15 protein-coding genes and 1 pseudogene are annotated in these 16,916 nt (G+C 48.9%); 8 read left to right on the top strand and 8 right to left on the bottom strand.

The genetic code is table 11. The features are described 5' to 3' along the window. The first annotated feature begins 293 nt into the window (after positions 1-293). The 4 genes from C8R30_RS10625 to C8R30_RS10640 all read left to right on the top strand — a co-directional run bounded on the left by C8R30_RS10625 (position 294) and on the right by C8R30_RS10640 (position 6,477). A complete protein-coding gene (locus C8R30_RS10625) occupies positions 294-1,919 on the top strand; it encodes a flavin monoamine oxidase family protein (RefSeq protein WP_107790100.1) in 1,626 nt (541 codons plus the stop codon). Between the two features lie 214 nt (positions 1,920-2,133). Next, the gene (locus C8R30_RS10630; RefSeq protein ID WP_107790101.1) at positions 2,134-3,186 is read left to right on the top strand and encodes a hypothetical protein; all 1,053 of its coding nucleotides are present in this window, start codon (positions 2,134-2,136) and stop codon (positions 3,184-3,186) included. A 121-nt stretch (positions 3,187-3,307) separates the two neighbouring features. Continuing rightward, positions 3,308-4,777: a DegQ family serine endoprotease gene (locus tag C8R30_RS10635; protein WP_107790102.1), complete on the top strand. Its 1,470-nt coding sequence runs from the start codon at positions 3,308-3,310 to the stop codon at positions 4,775-4,777. Positions 4,778-4,878: 101 nt separating this feature from the next. After that, complete coding sequence (locus C8R30_RS10640; protein WP_146162691.1) at positions 4,879-6,477, top strand: S10 family peptidase; 1,599 nt, start codon at positions 4,879-4,881, stop codon at positions 6,475-6,477. 21 nt (positions 6,478-6,498) lie between these two features. Here the strand turns inward: C8R30_RS10640 and C8R30_RS15915 are convergent, their stop codons facing one another. Then, positions 6,499-6,651 (bottom strand): hypothetical protein, encoded by a 153-nt coding sequence (locus C8R30_RS15915; RefSeq protein WP_177182381.1) that lies wholly within the window; start codon positions 6,649-6,651, stop codon positions 6,499-6,501. Positions 6,652-6,664: 13 nt separating this feature from the next. Further along, on the bottom strand, positions 6,665-7,054 hold the full coding sequence (locus tag C8R30_RS10645) for a hypothetical protein (protein ID WP_090672470.1): 390 nt from the start codon (positions 7,052-7,054) through the stop codon (positions 6,665-6,667). A 528-nt stretch (positions 7,055-7,582) separates the two neighbouring features. Here C8R30_RS10645 and C8R30_RS10650 point away from each other — a divergent pair. Next, positions 7,583-8,656, top strand: coding sequence for a L,D-transpeptidase family protein (locus C8R30_RS10650; protein WP_239654071.1), 1,074 nt, complete (start codon positions 7,583-7,585; stop codon positions 8,654-8,656). 82 nt (positions 8,657-8,738) lie between these two features. Here the strand turns inward: C8R30_RS10650 and C8R30_RS10655 are convergent, their stop codons facing one another. The 6 genes from C8R30_RS10655 to C8R30_RS10680 form a co-directional block, all read right to left on the bottom strand. Next, complete coding sequence (locus tag C8R30_RS10655) at positions 8,739-9,380, bottom strand: uracil-DNA glycosylase family protein (protein WP_258192010.1); 642 nt, start codon at positions 9,378-9,380, stop codon at positions 8,739-8,741. A gap of 77 nt (positions 9,381-9,457) precedes the next feature. After that, positions 9,458-9,979 (bottom strand): DUF3617 domain-containing protein, encoded by a 522-nt coding sequence (locus tag C8R30_RS10660; protein WP_090672463.1) that lies wholly within the window; start codon positions 9,977-9,979, stop codon positions 9,458-9,460. A 432-nt stretch (positions 9,980-10,411) separates the two neighbouring features. Continuing rightward, complete coding sequence (locus C8R30_RS10665; RefSeq protein WP_090672459.1) at positions 10,412-11,038, bottom strand: ABC-type transport auxiliary lipoprotein family protein; 627 nt, start codon at positions 11,036-11,038, stop codon at positions 10,412-10,414. Further along, positions 11,035-11,955 carry an MlaD family protein gene (locus tag C8R30_RS10670; protein ID WP_107783257.1) on the bottom strand — a complete coding sequence of 307 codons (921 nt, stop codon included), beginning with the start codon at positions 11,953-11,955 and terminating at the stop codon, positions 11,035-11,037. Before C8R30_RS10670 ends, C8R30_RS10665 begins: the two co-directional genes overlap by 4 nt. A 2-nt stretch (positions 11,956-11,957) precedes the next feature. Then, positions 11,958-12,764 carry an ABC transporter ATP-binding protein gene (locus C8R30_RS10675; protein WP_239654072.1) on the bottom strand — a complete coding sequence of 269 codons (807 nt, stop codon included), beginning with the start codon at positions 12,762-12,764 and terminating at the stop codon, positions 11,958-11,960. Then, positions 12,761-13,912 carry an ABC transporter permease gene (locus C8R30_RS10680; protein WP_107790104.1) on the bottom strand — a complete coding sequence of 384 codons (1,152 nt, stop codon included), beginning with the start codon at positions 13,910-13,912 and terminating at the stop codon, positions 12,761-12,763. The genes C8R30_RS10675 and C8R30_RS10680 overlap by 4 nt, the downstream gene beginning before the upstream one ends. Positions 13,913-14,285: 373 nt before the next feature. Here C8R30_RS10680 and C8R30_RS10685 point away from each other — a divergent pair, with 373 nt between their 5' ends. The 3 genes and pseudogenes from C8R30_RS10685 to C8R30_RS10695 form a co-directional block, all read left to right on the top strand. Next, complete coding sequence (locus tag C8R30_RS10685) at positions 14,286-15,908, top strand: midas domain-containing protein (RefSeq protein ID WP_146162692.1); 1,623 nt, start codon at positions 14,286-14,288, stop codon at positions 15,906-15,908. 25 nt (positions 15,909-15,933) lie between these two features. Further along, the gene (locus C8R30_RS10690; protein WP_090672447.1) at positions 15,934-16,488 is read left to right on the top strand and encodes a YMGG-like glycine zipper-containing protein; all 555 of its coding nucleotides are present in this window, start codon (positions 15,934-15,936) and stop codon (positions 16,486-16,488) included. Positions 16,489-16,617: 129 nt separating this feature from the next. Then, positions 16,618-16,916: pseudogene (locus tag C8R30_RS10695) on the top strand (IS1380 family transposase); the annotation flags it as partial.

Below are 16,916 nucleotides of genomic sequence, written 5' to 3' on the forward strand. Positions count from 1 at the left end.
AGCGCCGCCAATCATCGTGGCTAATCGCATGTATCTGTTGATTAACCGCTACGACCGCTTGCGTCAGTCCAGTGGTGCTTTGGAACATCAGAAATAATTATTACGGAAATAACATCACTCAGCACAGACTGACAACCCTCATATTAGCATTTGATTACGCTCGTTCTTTCCAAAAAATACTCGATTTGATGATTTCAAAGTGTCTAGCAACACGACATCATCACTGGCAAGATATAAACTTGAGAAAGTTATTGTCGTAACAACAAGTAGTCACAATCCAAGGAGAGATATCAATGGCTCGCAGTCCACTGTTTCGTTCATTGCTCAGCATGCTTTCTCAGGTGCAATTCCCTAGTAAACCCAACCAAGCCCTCATAAACTTTAAGCAATCAAGACGTAAATTCATTGTTCGCGGGGCCACGCTGATCGGAAGTACAGCGTTAATTCAACCCACTATGTCATGGGCACTTGCAGGTGGAATCAGTAAACAACGGCCGTCTGATCTTGATATTGCAGTTGTCGGTGCAGGTTTGGCTGGATTGAGTTGTGCTTATGAATTGAAAAAAAATGGTATCGCCGCTCAAATTTTCGAGGCTTCCTCACGTAGTGGGGGACGTTGCTATTCGATGGGACCTGGTTTTCCAGGACCGGTAGACTTCGCTGGACAGACAATCGAACGTGGCGGTGAATTGATTGATACAGGGCATAAGGCAATGATTGGCTACGCGCGCGAGTTCGGTCTGACGCTGGAAGACGTTGGCAAGCAGCCAGGCGAAATCGCCTATTATTTTGATGGCCAGCATTATCATGAAAGTGCGATCGTTGAGGAGTTTCGCGCTTTTTTCAAACAGATGAACAATGATTTGCGATCGATTGGCGCACCGACAGCAAGCAGCCATACCGAACTCGACCGTGCGTTTGATATGATGTCGCTGGCTGAGTATTTGGATTCGCGGGGTGCAGGCCCGTTGTTGAGAAAAGTGCTGGACGTCGCTTACAACATCGAATTCGGTCTGGAAACCAGTGAACAAAGCGCACTGAACTTGTTGCTTTTCATGCATGCCGATCGCCGCTCACGCTTTCAACCTTTCGGTGTCTTCAGCGACGAGCGATATCATGTGGTCGAGGGAAATCAGGCCATCGTCACTGGACTGGAAAATGCACTCACCTACCCGATCGAATTTGAGCATCGCTTGATACATCTATCACGATTGAGCGATGGACGCATTGAACTGACATTCGATTGTGACGGTATTTCCAAGGTTACGCGACATGACGCTGTTGTTCTGACCCTTCCTTTTTCAGTCATGCGCGATGGTCAAGTAGAATTTGATACCAATCTGCAATTACCCCCATGGAAACGCTATGCCATCGAAAATTTACGCTATGGGACCAATAGCAAAATGATGATTGCTTTCAATGGCAGACCGTGGCAACAACATGGCAGTAACGGCGCATCGTATAGTAATCTCCCCAATCATCAAACGACATGGGAAACACAACCTACCTTTGCGACCGAGACACATGGAATATTGACCGATTATTCTGGGGGCTTGCGTGGCGCCACACTCAATCCGGCCGATCCGCAATTTGCAGCTGAGCGCTTTCTCGGCGATCTTGAAAAAATTTATCCAGGAACAATGTCGATGGCCAGACGAACAGCGGACAATCAATGGGTAGTTCATCTAGAACACTGGCCCTCTAACCCTTTTTCTAAAGGCAGTTATGTATGCAATCACCCTGGCTACTTCACGACTATTGCCGATAATGAAGCGAAGACCATTGATAATATCTATTTCGCTGGCGAGCATACGAGCTCATTCTATGAGTGGCAAGGTTTCATGGAAGGCGCCGTCCTATCCGGGAAACGCGTTGCGAAAGAAATTGTCACCGCAAGTGGAAAACAAAGATTACTTTGACGGTGCAGCCCCGCAAATAACATCATTCCATTCGCTCACTATCACTTACTTTGTGATACTGCCGCGGCTGAAAAAAAACAGGACCTTCTCGATAACAGCCACATAGCCACCATTTTGGCTATACTATCACCCTGTTGAGTTGAGGGAAGCACGATGGTGCTGCGAGCAACCCTTCGCTGGGAATGCACGACTGACGAGCAAATAGGGGGTACAAATGAGCAAACCTGCCACAAGCTGTTCGAACTATATTAAATTCTCATGGTTTTTGCTTATACAGATACTGTTATCACCTATTAGCGGTCAAACAGCCTCCACGCTTACCGTTAAAAACATCATCGCATTACTTGAGCTTGATCAGGATCAGATCGCTAATCTTGAACAAGGTAAAATCATTGCCTTCGAAGTCAAAGAAAGTTCTCCCAAAGAATTGGCGGGAGGGCTAGCAATATACCTACCATCGCCCCCCGCAAAGCTTGTGACTTTCTTCAAAAAAGGAGACATGGCGACGATCGATCCAGATGTTTCAGCCTTTGGCGAAATTTCGCCAAAATCCGGCAAAGAGGCTTTCAAAGGATTTGTTTTTACACCACAGCAGCATGATGAAGTTCAGCATTTGCTCAACACTGAACCAGGTGATCAATTTAATTTGTCATCAGAAGAAATCCACGGTTTTGCTGCACTCAGGGAACAATTGACGAACAGCAACAAAGTGTCTTCCGTTTCGAAAGTTTCGCAACACTACCAACACATCTTATGGAATCGCTGGAATGCCTATCGAAACAAGGGACTGGCCGGTATCGTACCTTATGCACGTGAAGAGACAGAATCCAGCCCTGCCGAAGAGTTACGCAGCGCAGCAGTTAATAGCCAATTACTGGCGCTTTTTTCCCCGGCTTTGCAACAAGCTTGGCTCAACTATCCCAGCCAGCTCCCGAAAGGGGCAGAGGAACGTTTTTTTTGGCTTAACCGCCAAGTCAATGATCGGCCTACCGCTATACTGAGTCATCGTATTTTGCTGGCTTCCGATGCTTCCTCGGTCATTATTACCAGACAGTTCTTTGTAGGCCATTCCTACAACTCCAGCCATCTCATTGTGGGCTGCTTACCTTATCGTGAGGGTGCTATCGTTTTCTATACACACCGAACGTATACTGATCAGGTCACGGGCCTTGGTAATAATTTAAAACGCAGCATCGGCCGTGAGCAAATGAAGAAACAAATGGTCAAAAATTTAAAAGGATTGCGTTCGGCGGTGAAACGTTTATAGGCGTGACTGCGCACGAGAGTTTATGTGTGAGTCTCTGAATCACGAATAAAAGAGCCAAAAAGTCATTTTTAATTTCCATTAGATACGATCAATAAGATATACAACAGGAAACACTAACATCATGAAAAAAAACTTATTCATTACGTTATTGTGGATAGTATGTCTAATCACCGCGTCCACTCATGCCAGTGATGACGCGATTGATAATCTGCGGCAAACGGGCAAGGCATTTGCCTCAGTGGCACGTGCAGTATCCCCATCTGTCGTGTATATCCAAGTTGAAGGAAAAACATCCAGCGGAAGCTCACCGTTTTCCTCACCCTTCAAAGATGAGTGGCCGTTTAGCGACGATTTTTTCAGGCATTTTTTTGGTGACCGCCTACCGGGAATACCGCGTATGCCGCCTTCTGGCAAGCCACGAGAAGAGCGCCGTATCATCGGTCAGGGATCTGGCTTTGTTTTTACAACCAAGGACAAATTACTGTCCGATAAAGCTTATATCCTCACGAATAACCATGTAGTCGAAAATGCGGATAAGATTCGAGTACGGTTCCAGAATGGGCGTGAATTTGAAGCCAAGATTACCGGCCGAGATCCCCAATCTGATATAGCAGTCATCGAGGTAGAAGCAAGTGATTTGCCTGCATTACCGCTCGCAGATTCATCAGAATTGGAAGTTGGCGAGTGGGTCGTCGCAATTGGAAATCCATTTGGCCTCAGCCATACCCTAACGGTCGGTGTCGTTAGCGCCAAGGGGCGAACCAGTATCGGCATCAATGACTACGAAGATTTCATCCAAACCGATGCTGCCATCAATCCTGGCAATTCAGGCGGGCCCTTAGTCAATTTGGACGGTGAAGTCGTCGGTATCAATACGGCCATCTTTAGCCGAAGCGGGGGTTATATGGGCGTTGGGTTTGCCATCCCCAGCAATCTAGCCAAGGCGATTGCCAATCAGTTAATTGAGAAAGGTGAAGTAACACGGGGTTACTTGGGTATCGTGATTCAACAATTGACATCCGATCTGGCTGAATCTTTTGGAATCGATTCACTGCAAGGCGTACTCGTCAGTGATGTCAGCAAGCAATCACCAGCGGAAAAAGCGGGGTTGCGTCAAGGCGACATTATTGAACGTTTCCAAGGCGACCCCGTGAAAGATGTCGGTAATTTTCGTAACCGCGTAGCGCTGACTGCTCCTGGAAGCAAAATAGAGCTCACCATTCTGCGAGATGGCAAACGAAAAACCGTTGAAGTCACTATCGGAAAACTCGCCAAGGGCCAACACCTCACAGAAGCAACCTCAGAACGCGCGGAAGATATCGGACTGACCGTACAGACCTTGACACCCCAGTTGGCGGAACAGTTTGATGCAACTGTTGGAGAAGGTGTCATCGTTACAGAAGTCAGGCCAGGTTCCGTTGCCGCCATGGCTGGGATCAGACAGGGCACAATCATTCTCCAGGTTGACCGCAAACAGGTGAATAGTGTTGACGCCTTTCAGCAAGCCATTAAGGAAAGTATTAGGAACAAACGCTTGCTATTGCTTGTCCGGGAAGGTGGCATTCAACGCTTCGTTGTACTGAACTGGTAGTCAATACAGCCATACAGGGCGTTCTACCGAGAGCTTGTGAGCCTCGCTTTTCAACAAGCTCTCATTTAAGCGAAAAATATTCATTCATCAGGAGAGTTGATTTGAATCGGCACATGCTATGTACTCTGGTCTCAATTTGTATCGGCCTGACACAAGTGACGAGCGTATGGAGCGCGCACGAAGAAAGAGAGAATCAAGCACGCGCCAGATCTGCGAGCAAACTGGGCATACTTGATGAGTTCAATCGCTCCATTACTTCGCATACTTTAAAGATAGGCGAAACTGAATTGAAGTATACGGCCACCGCCACATCGATCACGGTCAATGACAAACAATCTAGACCTATGGGCCAAATCTTCTACGTTGCGTATACGGCCAAACCTCAGGACGGACAATCACGGCCGCTCACCTTCGTATTCAATGGAGGGCCGGGGGCGGCATCTGCCTATCTGCACCTTGGCGCACTTGGGCCACGGCGTGTTGTATTTAATGCAGATGGGAGCGTGCCTCCCATGCCCGCCCGGATCGCAGATAATGCGAAAAGCTGGCTGGCATTTACCGATCTAGTATTTGTCGACCCTGTTGGAACAGGTTATAGCCGCGAAATCAAGCAGGGTAAAAAAGGAAATCAGGGCAAAGAAGCAAACCAGAATTCATGGCATTCCAAGAATGCGCCTTTGTCATCGAAAGTCTGGGGTGTTGAAGAGGATACCCAGTCCCTTTCCCACTTCATTCGCGCCTATCTCACCAAAGAGAATCGCTGGCTATCACCGATTTATCTTGTTGGCGAAAGCTACGGCGGATTCCGCGTCGCGCGACTATCTAAACGTTTGCAGACCAATTTCAATATCGCACCCAGTGGGTTGATTCTTATCTCACCCGTGCTTGATTTCAGTTTTATCTGGGGAAATGAACGAAGCCTCTGGCCATGGGTAGCCCTATTGCCAAGCTACGCGGCCGTTGCAGCCCACCATGAACGCAGTGATCAAATCCATTACAAGGCAGATAATCCCCGTGCCTCCCTTGGGGAAGTAGAGCGCATCGCCTTATCTGATTTTCTAAGCGGGTTGGCGACAGGCACATTCTCGGGTAACTGGCTCGATCAAACCAGTAGATTGACCAGCCTTGACAATGACACCTTACGACGCTGGGTGGGGCGCGTTCCACCCGCCCGTTTTACCAAGGTTTTACTAGCTGACCGGCACCGTGTATTGAGTCTGTATGATGGATCGATTGTGTCGATAGATCCAGAACCCGCATCACATTTGCTCACAGGCCGCGATTTATATCTTGATCGTCTCAATGTGCCAATGACGACAGCGTTTAACAGTTACATCCAGGAACAGCTGCATTTTAGGACCGACCTGCCTTACTTATTATTAAATAATGACGTTTTCGACTCGTGGAACTGGCGCTCCGGGATTCGGGGCCGGCAAGGTTTTGTCGAAGCAGCTTCAGATCTTAAACAAGCCATGAGCTTGCATCCTGATATGCGCGTACTCATCATGCACGGTGTATTTGATCTCGTGACACCTTACTATGCTTCTGAAATCATCATCAAACAAATGGCGCTTGATCCGCAAATAAGCAAAAACGTTCAGCTTAAAGTTTATCACGGCGGGCACATGCCCTATCTGCAGGAGCGTACATTTCATCACATGTATGAGGATACCGCGCGTTTTTACAAATCACTACCTTAACGGTGACCACCATAAAGCTTGTCATAATGTAGGCGTCCCTGTATACCCTTTAATCAGTGCGGCATAAATAGCCTGATTCAGGATGGCTTGGAAGAAACTTCCTTCATCGGGATAAAAAGTACTTGCTGCCCCATTTAAGCCAGGCTGATCCGCTGATGTTCGGATAATCTCCATGCATAACGTTGCGCTACTTTTTTACGGAAATGCCTTGTGCCGCTGCTGACCAAACGATGTGCCCCGCGATTTGAGGGATACAATAATTAGCCCAATCTTCAGGCAAGATATAAGAAAGTGGCGCTGCCTCCATCTGAAGCAATAACTGCCAATTTGAACCGATACGTTTAACAGGAAACGCCAGTGTCATGCAAAGGTTGTTCTTTTCCGTCGCAAGCCTAATCCATTCCAGTCTATCGGTTCCACTAGCCGAGTAGGTGCCCAGCGCCCAACACATTCTGGCCAGATCCAAATCACCCGGATTCTGTGCTTGCGCGTTTTCAACGATTTTCTGTGCATCGGCTACCCGATCGATCATCGCCGGCAAAATGGTGCTTTGTGCCCAATCGAACTCTCTTCTCATCCAGGTAGCGTCGTTGGATATTTTTGTAAGAATTGGGATAAAAACTTCGCAGTCACCAATGCGAAGGGGCAACGCGTCTGTTAGGTTCTGACCCAGCAGCGATGTGAATCGTCTTCCATGTAAACGTGGTAACCGTGTCCGGATAAATAAAAATTGAGGCGATCAGCGCTTACCAGCTGCTTGATCATCGCCTGTGTAGCCATGTTTACGGTGATAGATGTGGCTTATAATCTGTAAAACGAAGTATCGATAAAAATTTTAACGACCACCGCCCAACCCAACGATTGGCGTGTTCAGTTGATTTTTTCGCAGTCTTTTAGATCGTACCGATTGTCTTGTCCATTAAGATAAGGATTGGCATGCAATACGCAATAACCCTATAATTAATCGTATTATGATCTCATCATGTTGATAATACAGATAACCGCATAATTCCGGATGAACAGAATTCTTTCGTCACTGCTGTCGTATAGTCTGCTAATGAGTCTGATTGGCGCTCTTACCCTTCTGAGCGGATGCCAGTCATTTATGACCAAACTATCAGCAGATTCGCCTGCGCCAGCAACCCTTTCACTGCCTATTCCAATCGCCAGTCACGAATTTAGCTTTGACCCAGCCCGCGAAGATGTCGTCGGTACGCTACAAGTCATTACTGTCCGTGATGAAGATACCCTTTCCGATATCGCACGGCGTTTCAATCTTGGCTACGAAGAAATCGTAAGTGCCAATCCTGGTGTCGATCCTTGGTTTCCGAAAGCAGGCACCGAAATCATCATTCCTACCCAGTTCGTATTACCAGATGCACCCCGGACAGGTATCGTCGTCAACCTCGCGGCGATGCGGCTGTATTATTTCCCGAAAGCCAAAGCCGGCGAACTGCAGAAAGTGATTACACACCCACTCGGTATCGGACGCGTAGAATGGAAAACACCGGAAGGCACGACCCGCATTACCGCCAAACAGGAAAATCCCCCTTGGATACCAACACCTTCTATTCGTAAAGAATACGCAAAAAATGGCAATCCCCTGCCTGCCATCGTCCCTCCTGGGCCAGACAATCCGATGGGTACTCATGTACTGAGACTCGCATGGCCGAGCTATGCCATTCATGGCACCGACAAACCCCCGAGTATTGGTTTGCGCGGCAGCCATGGCTGCTTGCGCATGTATCCCGAAGACATCGCGCATATCTACACCGAGGTTTCGGTTGGAACGCCGGTGCGTGTGGTCAATCAACCCCGATTGTTGGGTTGGCGAGGACAGACACTTTATTTACAGGCTTATCCTATTCTGGAAGACGATAAGCGCGATCACAACAAGCTGTTCAAGAAATCGCTTGCCACCACCCTCCGTTCAACCCCCAAAGCAAAGCTCGATGCACGCCCCCAAGCCACGATCAACCCGATTCTGCTAGAAGAGGTGATCCAGAACCCGCGCGCACTCGCCGTCCCGATCACTTACCAGCATCTCACGCTGCAAGCTTATCTTGATCATGCTACACGTGTGCAGAATACCCTACCGCTCAACGCTACTTGGGATGGCGATATGAGCAAGCAACTCACGGTAACCGAGGTGCTCGAGATGGCGGAAAATGAGCCTTAGTCATCATCATTGAGACGGATGCCTCGTTTCGGTGACCGTGTACACTGTTTTTTGCTTGGGAAAAGCGTTCTCCGCCACAAAACTAATCAATTGGCCTGAGTATTTCCGCCACACGAATTCTTAGAGCAGGAATGAGCTCCTGCTCAAACCACGGGTTACGTTTGAACCATCGGTTATTACGTGGGCTTGGATGTGGAAGCGGTACAACCGTCGGCCAGCTCTTCCGCCAATCCCGCACAGTCTCGGTTAGCGACAGACCGGTACCGCCACTTTGTTGGGATAGATGATAAGCCTGTGCATACCGCCCGATTACTAGCATGAGCTTGATATTTTGCAGATAGGACAGCAATACTCCCCGCCATGCTTCGGCACATTCGGACCGTGGCGGCAAATCGCCTGATTGACCTGCACCGGGATAACAAAATCCCATAGGCAGGATAGCCACGCACCTGTCATCATAAAAGGTGCCGCGCGAGATACCCATCCACGTGCGCAGCCTGTCACCGCTTGGGTCGTTGAATGGAATACCCGTTTCGTGAACCTTCTTACCAGGGGCTTGCCCTGCGACCAAAATGCGGGCTGATTGGTGGAGCTGGAAGACAGGACGCGGGCCGAGCGGTAAATGACCTGCACACAATGTACAAGCACGTACTTTATTGATCAGCGAGGCTAAAGCAGTCATGAAATACAATCTAATGGTCTGCACGTCAGTACGTAAGCGCATTCAGCCACGGTTGCCCCATCAGCGCTATCCATAGCCACGATTCGCTGTCATGATTCAACAATTGTTGATTGCTATCATTAACGAAATGGCTGTGCAAGCTCGCATCGTTCACTCACCCACTGGCCGATGGTATCGGCATGGCTATTGATCGGCGCACCTTGAACAACGCCATCAAATTCTGTTCGTCCCGTAAAACTTTCCGGATTGGTGAACGTTCCCTCGGCATAGCCGTTTCCTTTAAATTGGGGGTTATCGCATGTGAGTGCTATCTGATAGCGATTCCCAGTACGTGCCGCATCTTTAACCGTACAACCGGACTGATTATCGTAAAAATAGGTAGGCACGTCCTGCTTGGCCATTTCCGGGGTAATACAAACTTGAGAAGTCGCTGCTCCATTGTGAATTTGTGGCATTTCCAGGCCATATTGCTTGACTAGCCGATTGAGCTGTTCCATTTGTTCCGCAGGGATATGGGGTACCAACGCCAATAAGTCAGACCGGGTCTTGACCTCCCACAGTCCTGGGCGAACAATATTTTCCGCCCAGCAAGTCGCAGACAGAACGCCAAGCAGTAAGAAAAAGAATACATTCTTGCGCATGATAATTCCTCAAAACGTCAGATATTATATGCTTCGCACCTCAAAATTCGATTTTTATCATCCCTCATCCAACCTTCTCCCAGCGGGAGAAGGTATAGTTGCCGAATTTTGAAGTGCGATGAGTATACCTGACCATTGAACCGGAATACCAGCACTGATAATTTCCTCATTCGCTTGGCATGGCATTCATTTAGTTCAATATTATGCCTGGATTCAGCAATCAATCCGTGCGTCGACTGGCAATACATTTAAGGGCACCGCTAAAAATCCATATTTGCGAGCATCCGCCTCGCGGATTGCCTGCTTACCCCGTTTCGTCACAATACGTCGTTGTTCACAAAAAATGTTCCCTTACCTATCAATCATATGCTGCGTCAACATTTTTTGTTCTTGCCACGTCTTGATTATAACTCTGAATTTTTAGAGATGCCCTTAAGGATCATTCCCCTTCTGCAACTGAACAAACGTCCATTGGATCAATTGCTCTGCTAACTTATCGGCTGCGATACCAAAAGCTTCCACGACATGGAGAATCTGCATATCCTGCAGTGGTTGCTCGATCTTGAAGGTGCGGTTAGCCTCTATACGGCGGCTGGTAGGGTTGACGATACGCGCATTGAGTTCGATTACTACGCGGGGTGTGCTCCTATCCTCCAAGTAAAAACGGCGTAGATCGCCCCCCAGGTGCATATCGGCATGCAAGGCATGCTCATCGGTACTGATGCTCGCCAAGCCACCGTAACGGGCAAAAGCAGTCGCGAAGTGCTCACGCAACAAAGCGGGTGGAGGATCACTCCAGCGCACCCCCTTGTAGCTGCTGAGTTGTTCGCCCTCCGCATTGACGATAATACGTGGACTGCTAAGCGCAAACCCGGTGTAAGGTGTATTAATTCGTAGAGAAAGCGGCAGGTAAGGCTGTTGCGCTTCCTGCACAAGACGGGTTTCGGGGAGCTGATAAACCTTGAGCGCATCGGTCGTGGGCAATCCTGTACAAGCTATCAGCCCCATTACGCCGGTTATCAAGCAGGTAATACGAATAATGTACCGCGCGAGATTCATGGTTCGAATTCCTCAAAAGCATCCCGGCCTAGTAAAAAACGGGCCGGATTTTCTCCCAAACTACGCGTGACCGCACGGAGTGCCTTGAGACTGCCGCGTAATTCATTGATGGCTGGTTCCAGTTGCCCCAGACCTTGCATGCCACTGGCAAAAGCTTCGCTGTTATTGGCTAACAAGGTTTCCAAGACTGCGCTGGTGCGCGCGATGGAAGCCAGCGTCTGCTCCGCGCTCTCCAACGTGCGACTGCCTCGCTCGTTAATCAGGTGATTGGTATTGCTCATCAGCGCACCCACCTGCTGGCTAGCACGGGTCAACTCACCAATCAATTTGCTCAATTCATTCCCTTGGCTGGCGAGACTGCCTACTGTTTGCTCGATCGAGGCGAGAGTCTGACTAATCCGCTTGGTATTTTCATTGGAGAGCAATGCCCGAGCATCGACGACCAATTGATTGATATTGGTCATCAAATCCTCACCATTAGCCAGCAAGCTGGAAATAGGAGAAGGGGTAGCATAGATACGCGGGGGCTCACCTTCCTCGCTGTGTAACGGGGGACTTTGCGGATCATCACCTGGGCGCAATTCAATGATCGAATTACCGGTAATGCCGGTAAAAGACAATCTGGCCCGGGTATCTTTCCTGACCGGCGTGCCAACATCCAGTCGAATGCGTGCCAACACCTGGCGGGGATCTTCCGGATCGAGAGTCAGTTCGACAATGTCGCCAACCGGAATACCACTATACTTTACTGCACTGCCACGCGACAGGCCGGTCACCGCTTCGCGGAAAACAACGGTGTAGTAGTGATATTCCTTACTGGTGCTGGCACTGCTGATCCAGATAGAGAACACTACCGCAGCAACACCGACCAGCAGCGTGAATAAACCGATCAGAACATGATGGGCGCGAGTTTCCATAGTTAGATAGACTCCATTGGGTGATCGAATCCAGCAGCAGCCAATACGGCACGTCCGCGTGGACCATGAAAGTACTCTTGTATCCAAGGATGGTCAGCGGCCGCGACGCGCTCTAACGTATCAGCAATCCAAACACGCTTTTCTAACAATACCGCAATCCGGTCACAAATGGCATAGAGACTATCCATGTCATGGGTAACCAAAAAAACGCTGAGACCGAGCGCGTCACGCAATGTCATAATGAGTTGGTCAAAGTCAGCAGCGCCGATTGGATCAAGCCCCGCGGTAGGTTCATCCAAAAACAGAATATCCGGGTCAAGCGCCAATGCGCGTGCCAACGCGGCACGTTTGATCATGCCACCGGATAGTTCAGACGGATACTTGCCGCCAGCACCACGTGGTAATCCGGTCAACGCAAGCTTTACCTCCGCCAAATGCTCTGCATCATTGCGTTCTAGACCAATGTGCTCAATCAGTGGTAACGCAATGTTTTCGGTCACGGTTAGCGAAGAAAACAAAGCGCCACGCTGAAAAAGAATACCGAAACGCTGCTCGAGCTGCGAACGTCTTTTGGAATCAAGGGCAAGCAGATTTTCTCCAAAAACTTCAACGCTGCCCGCATTGGGACGACGCAGACCAACGATGGAGCGCAGCAGCACCGATTTGCCGGAACCGGAGCCACCGATGACCCCTAATATTTCACCACGGTAAATATCGAGATCCAGTTTGTCGTGTATAAGCTGGGAACCGAAGCGGTTGACGAGACCACGCACTTGTATCAGTGGCGGTTGTGTTTTTATCGTGTTCACCAACCCATCTCCATGTAGAACAGCGCTACAAGTGCATCGACCAAAATCACGACAAAAATAGATTGTACGACGCTCGAAGTCGTATGCCTGCCTACCGATTCAGTGCTGCCGCTCACTTTGAAACCCTCCATACAGCCGATGATCGCGATCAAGAACGCGAACAGCGGCGCCTTGGCCATACCTAGGTAAAAATGCAGCACGTCGACGTTTTGCTGCAAGATACTGAGAAACATAGTAGGCGAAATATCCAGTTTCAGCGCACAAACCAACGCGCCACCAAGCATGCCAGACATCATGGCAACAAAGGTCAGCAACGGCAAGGAAATCAGCATAGCCAGCACACGAGGTATAACCAAAATATCCAACGGATTGAGACCCAGCGAACGAATTGCATCGATTTCCTCGTTAGCTTTCATCGATCCGATCTGCGCAGTAAATGCGCTTGCCGTCCGGCCCGCCATCAGAATCGCGGTCAGCAGCACACCAAATTCCCGCAAAAAGGAAAAAGCGATCAAATCGACGGTATAAATCGTCGCACCAAAATCGCTCAGTACAGTGGCACCGAGAAAAGCAATCACGGCACCGATCATAAAAGTAAGCAAGGCGACGATTGGCACGGCGTTCAATGCGATTTGCTCAATCTGAACGACGATAGAGGTAATGCGCCAATTGCGTGGTTTCACCAGATTGATGGCGAGACCGCCGAGGGTCAAACCGATGAACCCTAGTAAATTAGTGAGGTGTTTCCAGACAGTTACCGCCGCCTGTCCTGTATGCTCCAGCAGTTCGAACAAGGCACCGTGACGGGTTTCAGTAGGTTGCCCCTCGTCGGCAAGGCTATTGGCAATGCGTGTGAGCAATGTGCGACGCTCTTTGGCCATGGAAATATGCCGGTCGACAATCTGCAACAGCAAATCGTGGCCAAGCAATTCTGCCAGCAATTGCCCGCCAGCAGTATCCAGTTTGTCCAATTGGCTGAGATTAGCCTCATGGAAGCTGCTACCCGTCTTTTTCAGAATGGCAATCAAACGCCGTAATTCTGCATAATGGGAGAGTGTCCAATCACCTTGAATGATCAAACAAGTAGGATCATTCGGAGAAGGGTTGATAAAAGGATTATCAGGAAAGGCTGGCATGATAGACGACATTTGGAATACGCCACTACCCTATCGGTAAGGCCATGCAACGCTCCACTTAATGATCTAGGAAAAACCCGCTTTTGGATATTTCCGAGCGATGAATCATGCAAGGTATCGAGAATCAAATAGATTGTCAAACTTAACGATGATTATAGCTCTACATGCTCTACATGCTCTACATGCTCTACATGCTCTACATAAATTGTCGACAAGAAAAAATATTGAAGATATCACAGCGACAAAACATTCAGCATTCATTCAGGGTTTACTCGATAACATGAAAATTAAAGAAATTAAAATCTATTCATAGTCCGTTACCTAAACATGATGTGTAACCCAATGATGAAGCGTGTATAACCATGGACACCCAAGTGAGGCTAGCATGAAGAAAATCAGACTAATTTGCATGATTATCGCCTTGGCCGGGTGCTTGTCGGCAGGGCCAATATGGTCTGCCGATGGTGAGGGAGGAGGCGACTTTGGGGGCGACTTCGATGGCGGTGGTGATTTTGGAGGCGATTTCGATAGCAGTGGCGATTTCGGAGGAGATTTCGATTACGGAGGTGATTTCTCGGGTGATTTTGATAGTGACTATGGTGGCGATTTTGGTGGTGATTTCGATCAGGGTAGCGAATTTGATCAAGGCGGAGAGTTTGACCAAGGCAGTGACTTTGAACAAGACTTTGACCAACAGGACTATTTTGGCCAAGAAGAATTTGATCAGGACGGCAGCGAATATGGCAGCGTCGATCCAAATGAAGCGTTTGACCAAGACAACCGTTTTGATCAACAGCAAGATTTCGAATTTGCGGATGATTCTGATCAAGCAGGTGATTTCGATCAAAATGATGACTTTGATCAGGCAGATAATTTCGACCCGCAAAACGACGCTTCATTGGAGAGTAACGCTGATCCAGTTATCGAATCAGCGCCTGAAGAAGTATTGACTCAAGATGAGGATCCAGCACAGGAAGATCAATCAACTGGGATGAGCGAACCCGCTCAGAGCAACGAATTGGCGCTCGATAATGCAGACACTGACAACAAATCCACTGAGACAGACCAACCGCGGGATGACCCTGTTGCTCAATCAGCAGGTGAACCCAATCCAGAAAGCATAGAAACTGATCAAGTAGACACAGTGAGCGAATCCACACAAACACTTCCGTCCCAACAAGAAGATAAAGCAGCGGAGAACGATGGACTTGCACAGACAGGTGATTCAGCTCTACCTGATCAATCTCTCCAGTCAGATGAATCGTCACAGGCCGAACCAACGGCACAAGGAGAAGATGCTTCACAACCCACCCAAAGCGCCCAAGCTGGAAGTGATGCGGCAGGAAATCCAGCTACACAGAATGACGTGACTGATCAGAATGACACTTCGAATCAAAATATCAATATTCAGAACGTACAAACCGTTCAAAACAATGGTCATGATCATCCTGTCGGGCATGGGCATGGCGGCTGGCATGGCCATCATCATGGACATCACCATCATCATGGATTCGATATTGGATTTGGCCTGGGTTTAGGATTAGGTTTAGGCTGGAGCGCGTTTAGCCCCTTCTTTCCTTATGCGCCAGTTGTCCCCTTTGCCGGATTTAGCTACGGATGGGGTGGATTCGCTCCCTATAGCAGCTTTGGTATTTACAGCGGTTTTGGTTCATTCGGAGGAGTCGGTTTTTACAGCAATTATGTTCCGTTCGGGGGGGTGAGTTTATACAGCGGCTACGGTCGTTTTCGATCTTTTAACCGTTTTGGTAGCTATTATCCACCGTTAGGTGGATTTCCGATCGTCGCTGCCGCCCCCCCGATCTTACCAGTACCCGTTATGATAGCCCCCCCGAGAAAACCAACTTATATCCAAAAAAGAAGTGTTTCACGCCCACCTCCGGCTGAAAATTCATATTATTGGCACTATTGCCGTAATCCTGCGGGTTATTATCCTTATGTCCGGAAATGCCCTGGGGGCTGGATAAAAGTACCGCCGCAACCTTCTTAATCAAATTATTACAGGAAATCAGGCCATGCCTAGAATCACGCAATTTTTCGCTTTACTGCCACTTGTGCTGTTGACAGCGTGTGTGCACATTCCGACTGGACCGAGTGTCATGGTGTTGCCCGCTTCGAACAAAAACTTTGATCAATTTAGAGCCGATGACGCGCTCTGCCGGCAATTTGCTCATGAGCAAGTAGGTGGTCAAACAGCACGACAAGCATCCTTATCCAGCGGCATGGAGAGTGCTGCCATCGGTGCTGCGTTGGGTGCTATAGCGGGCGCTGCGTTCGGTGGGGGACGCGGTGCTGCCATTGGTGCTGGCGGCGGACTCTTGGCGGGAGGATTGAGTGGGAGCGGCGCCGCACAATCTTCAGGCTATATAGGGCAGCAACGCTATGACGCGGCATACATGCAATGCATGTATGCAAATGGTCATCAAATACCCTCTCCTGGCCGGTTTGCCAACGAAAGATATCCCAGCAGCGGGAGCTATAATCGAAATGTACCCCCCCGCGCACCCTCAGGCCGATTTCAGCCCCCCCCTCCACCGCCAGGCTATCCTCCACCCCCGCCCCCTTATTGATCTGAATTATACCCAAGAATCGCGATTCACTCATGTCAATGCAAGGAAATACCCCCACCACATAAGTGATTCGGTAGAATTAGAGCTATCGAAACTTTCACCTATAGGGTGATAAAAGGAGGCGGGGCAATGCGACTTTTGGCACAAATGGTGCTTCCGTTCAAGATAGAGGCAACGGATGAAATATTAACAGCAAACGCTGGATTGGTGCTATTTGGCGAATTTGTCCAAGGTCTGGGATTTAAGCGGTGGTTGCAGCAAGAGATGCCAAAGCCTGGGAGCGGACACAGCTATGAATCGACGGCCTATGTAACCCCACTGGTGCTCATGCTTAATGGTGGTGGCCGGTCGCTGGAGGATATGCGCACCCTCAAGAGCGACTCTGCATTATCCACTTTGCTGAAACTGAGTGTGCTGCCGAGCACAGA

The sequence above is a fragment of the Nitrosomonas nitrosa genome (assembly GCF_003051105.1).
Taxonomy (GTDB): Bacteria; Pseudomonadota; Gammaproteobacteria; order Burkholderiales; family Nitrosomonadaceae; genus Nitrosomonas; species Nitrosomonas nitrosa.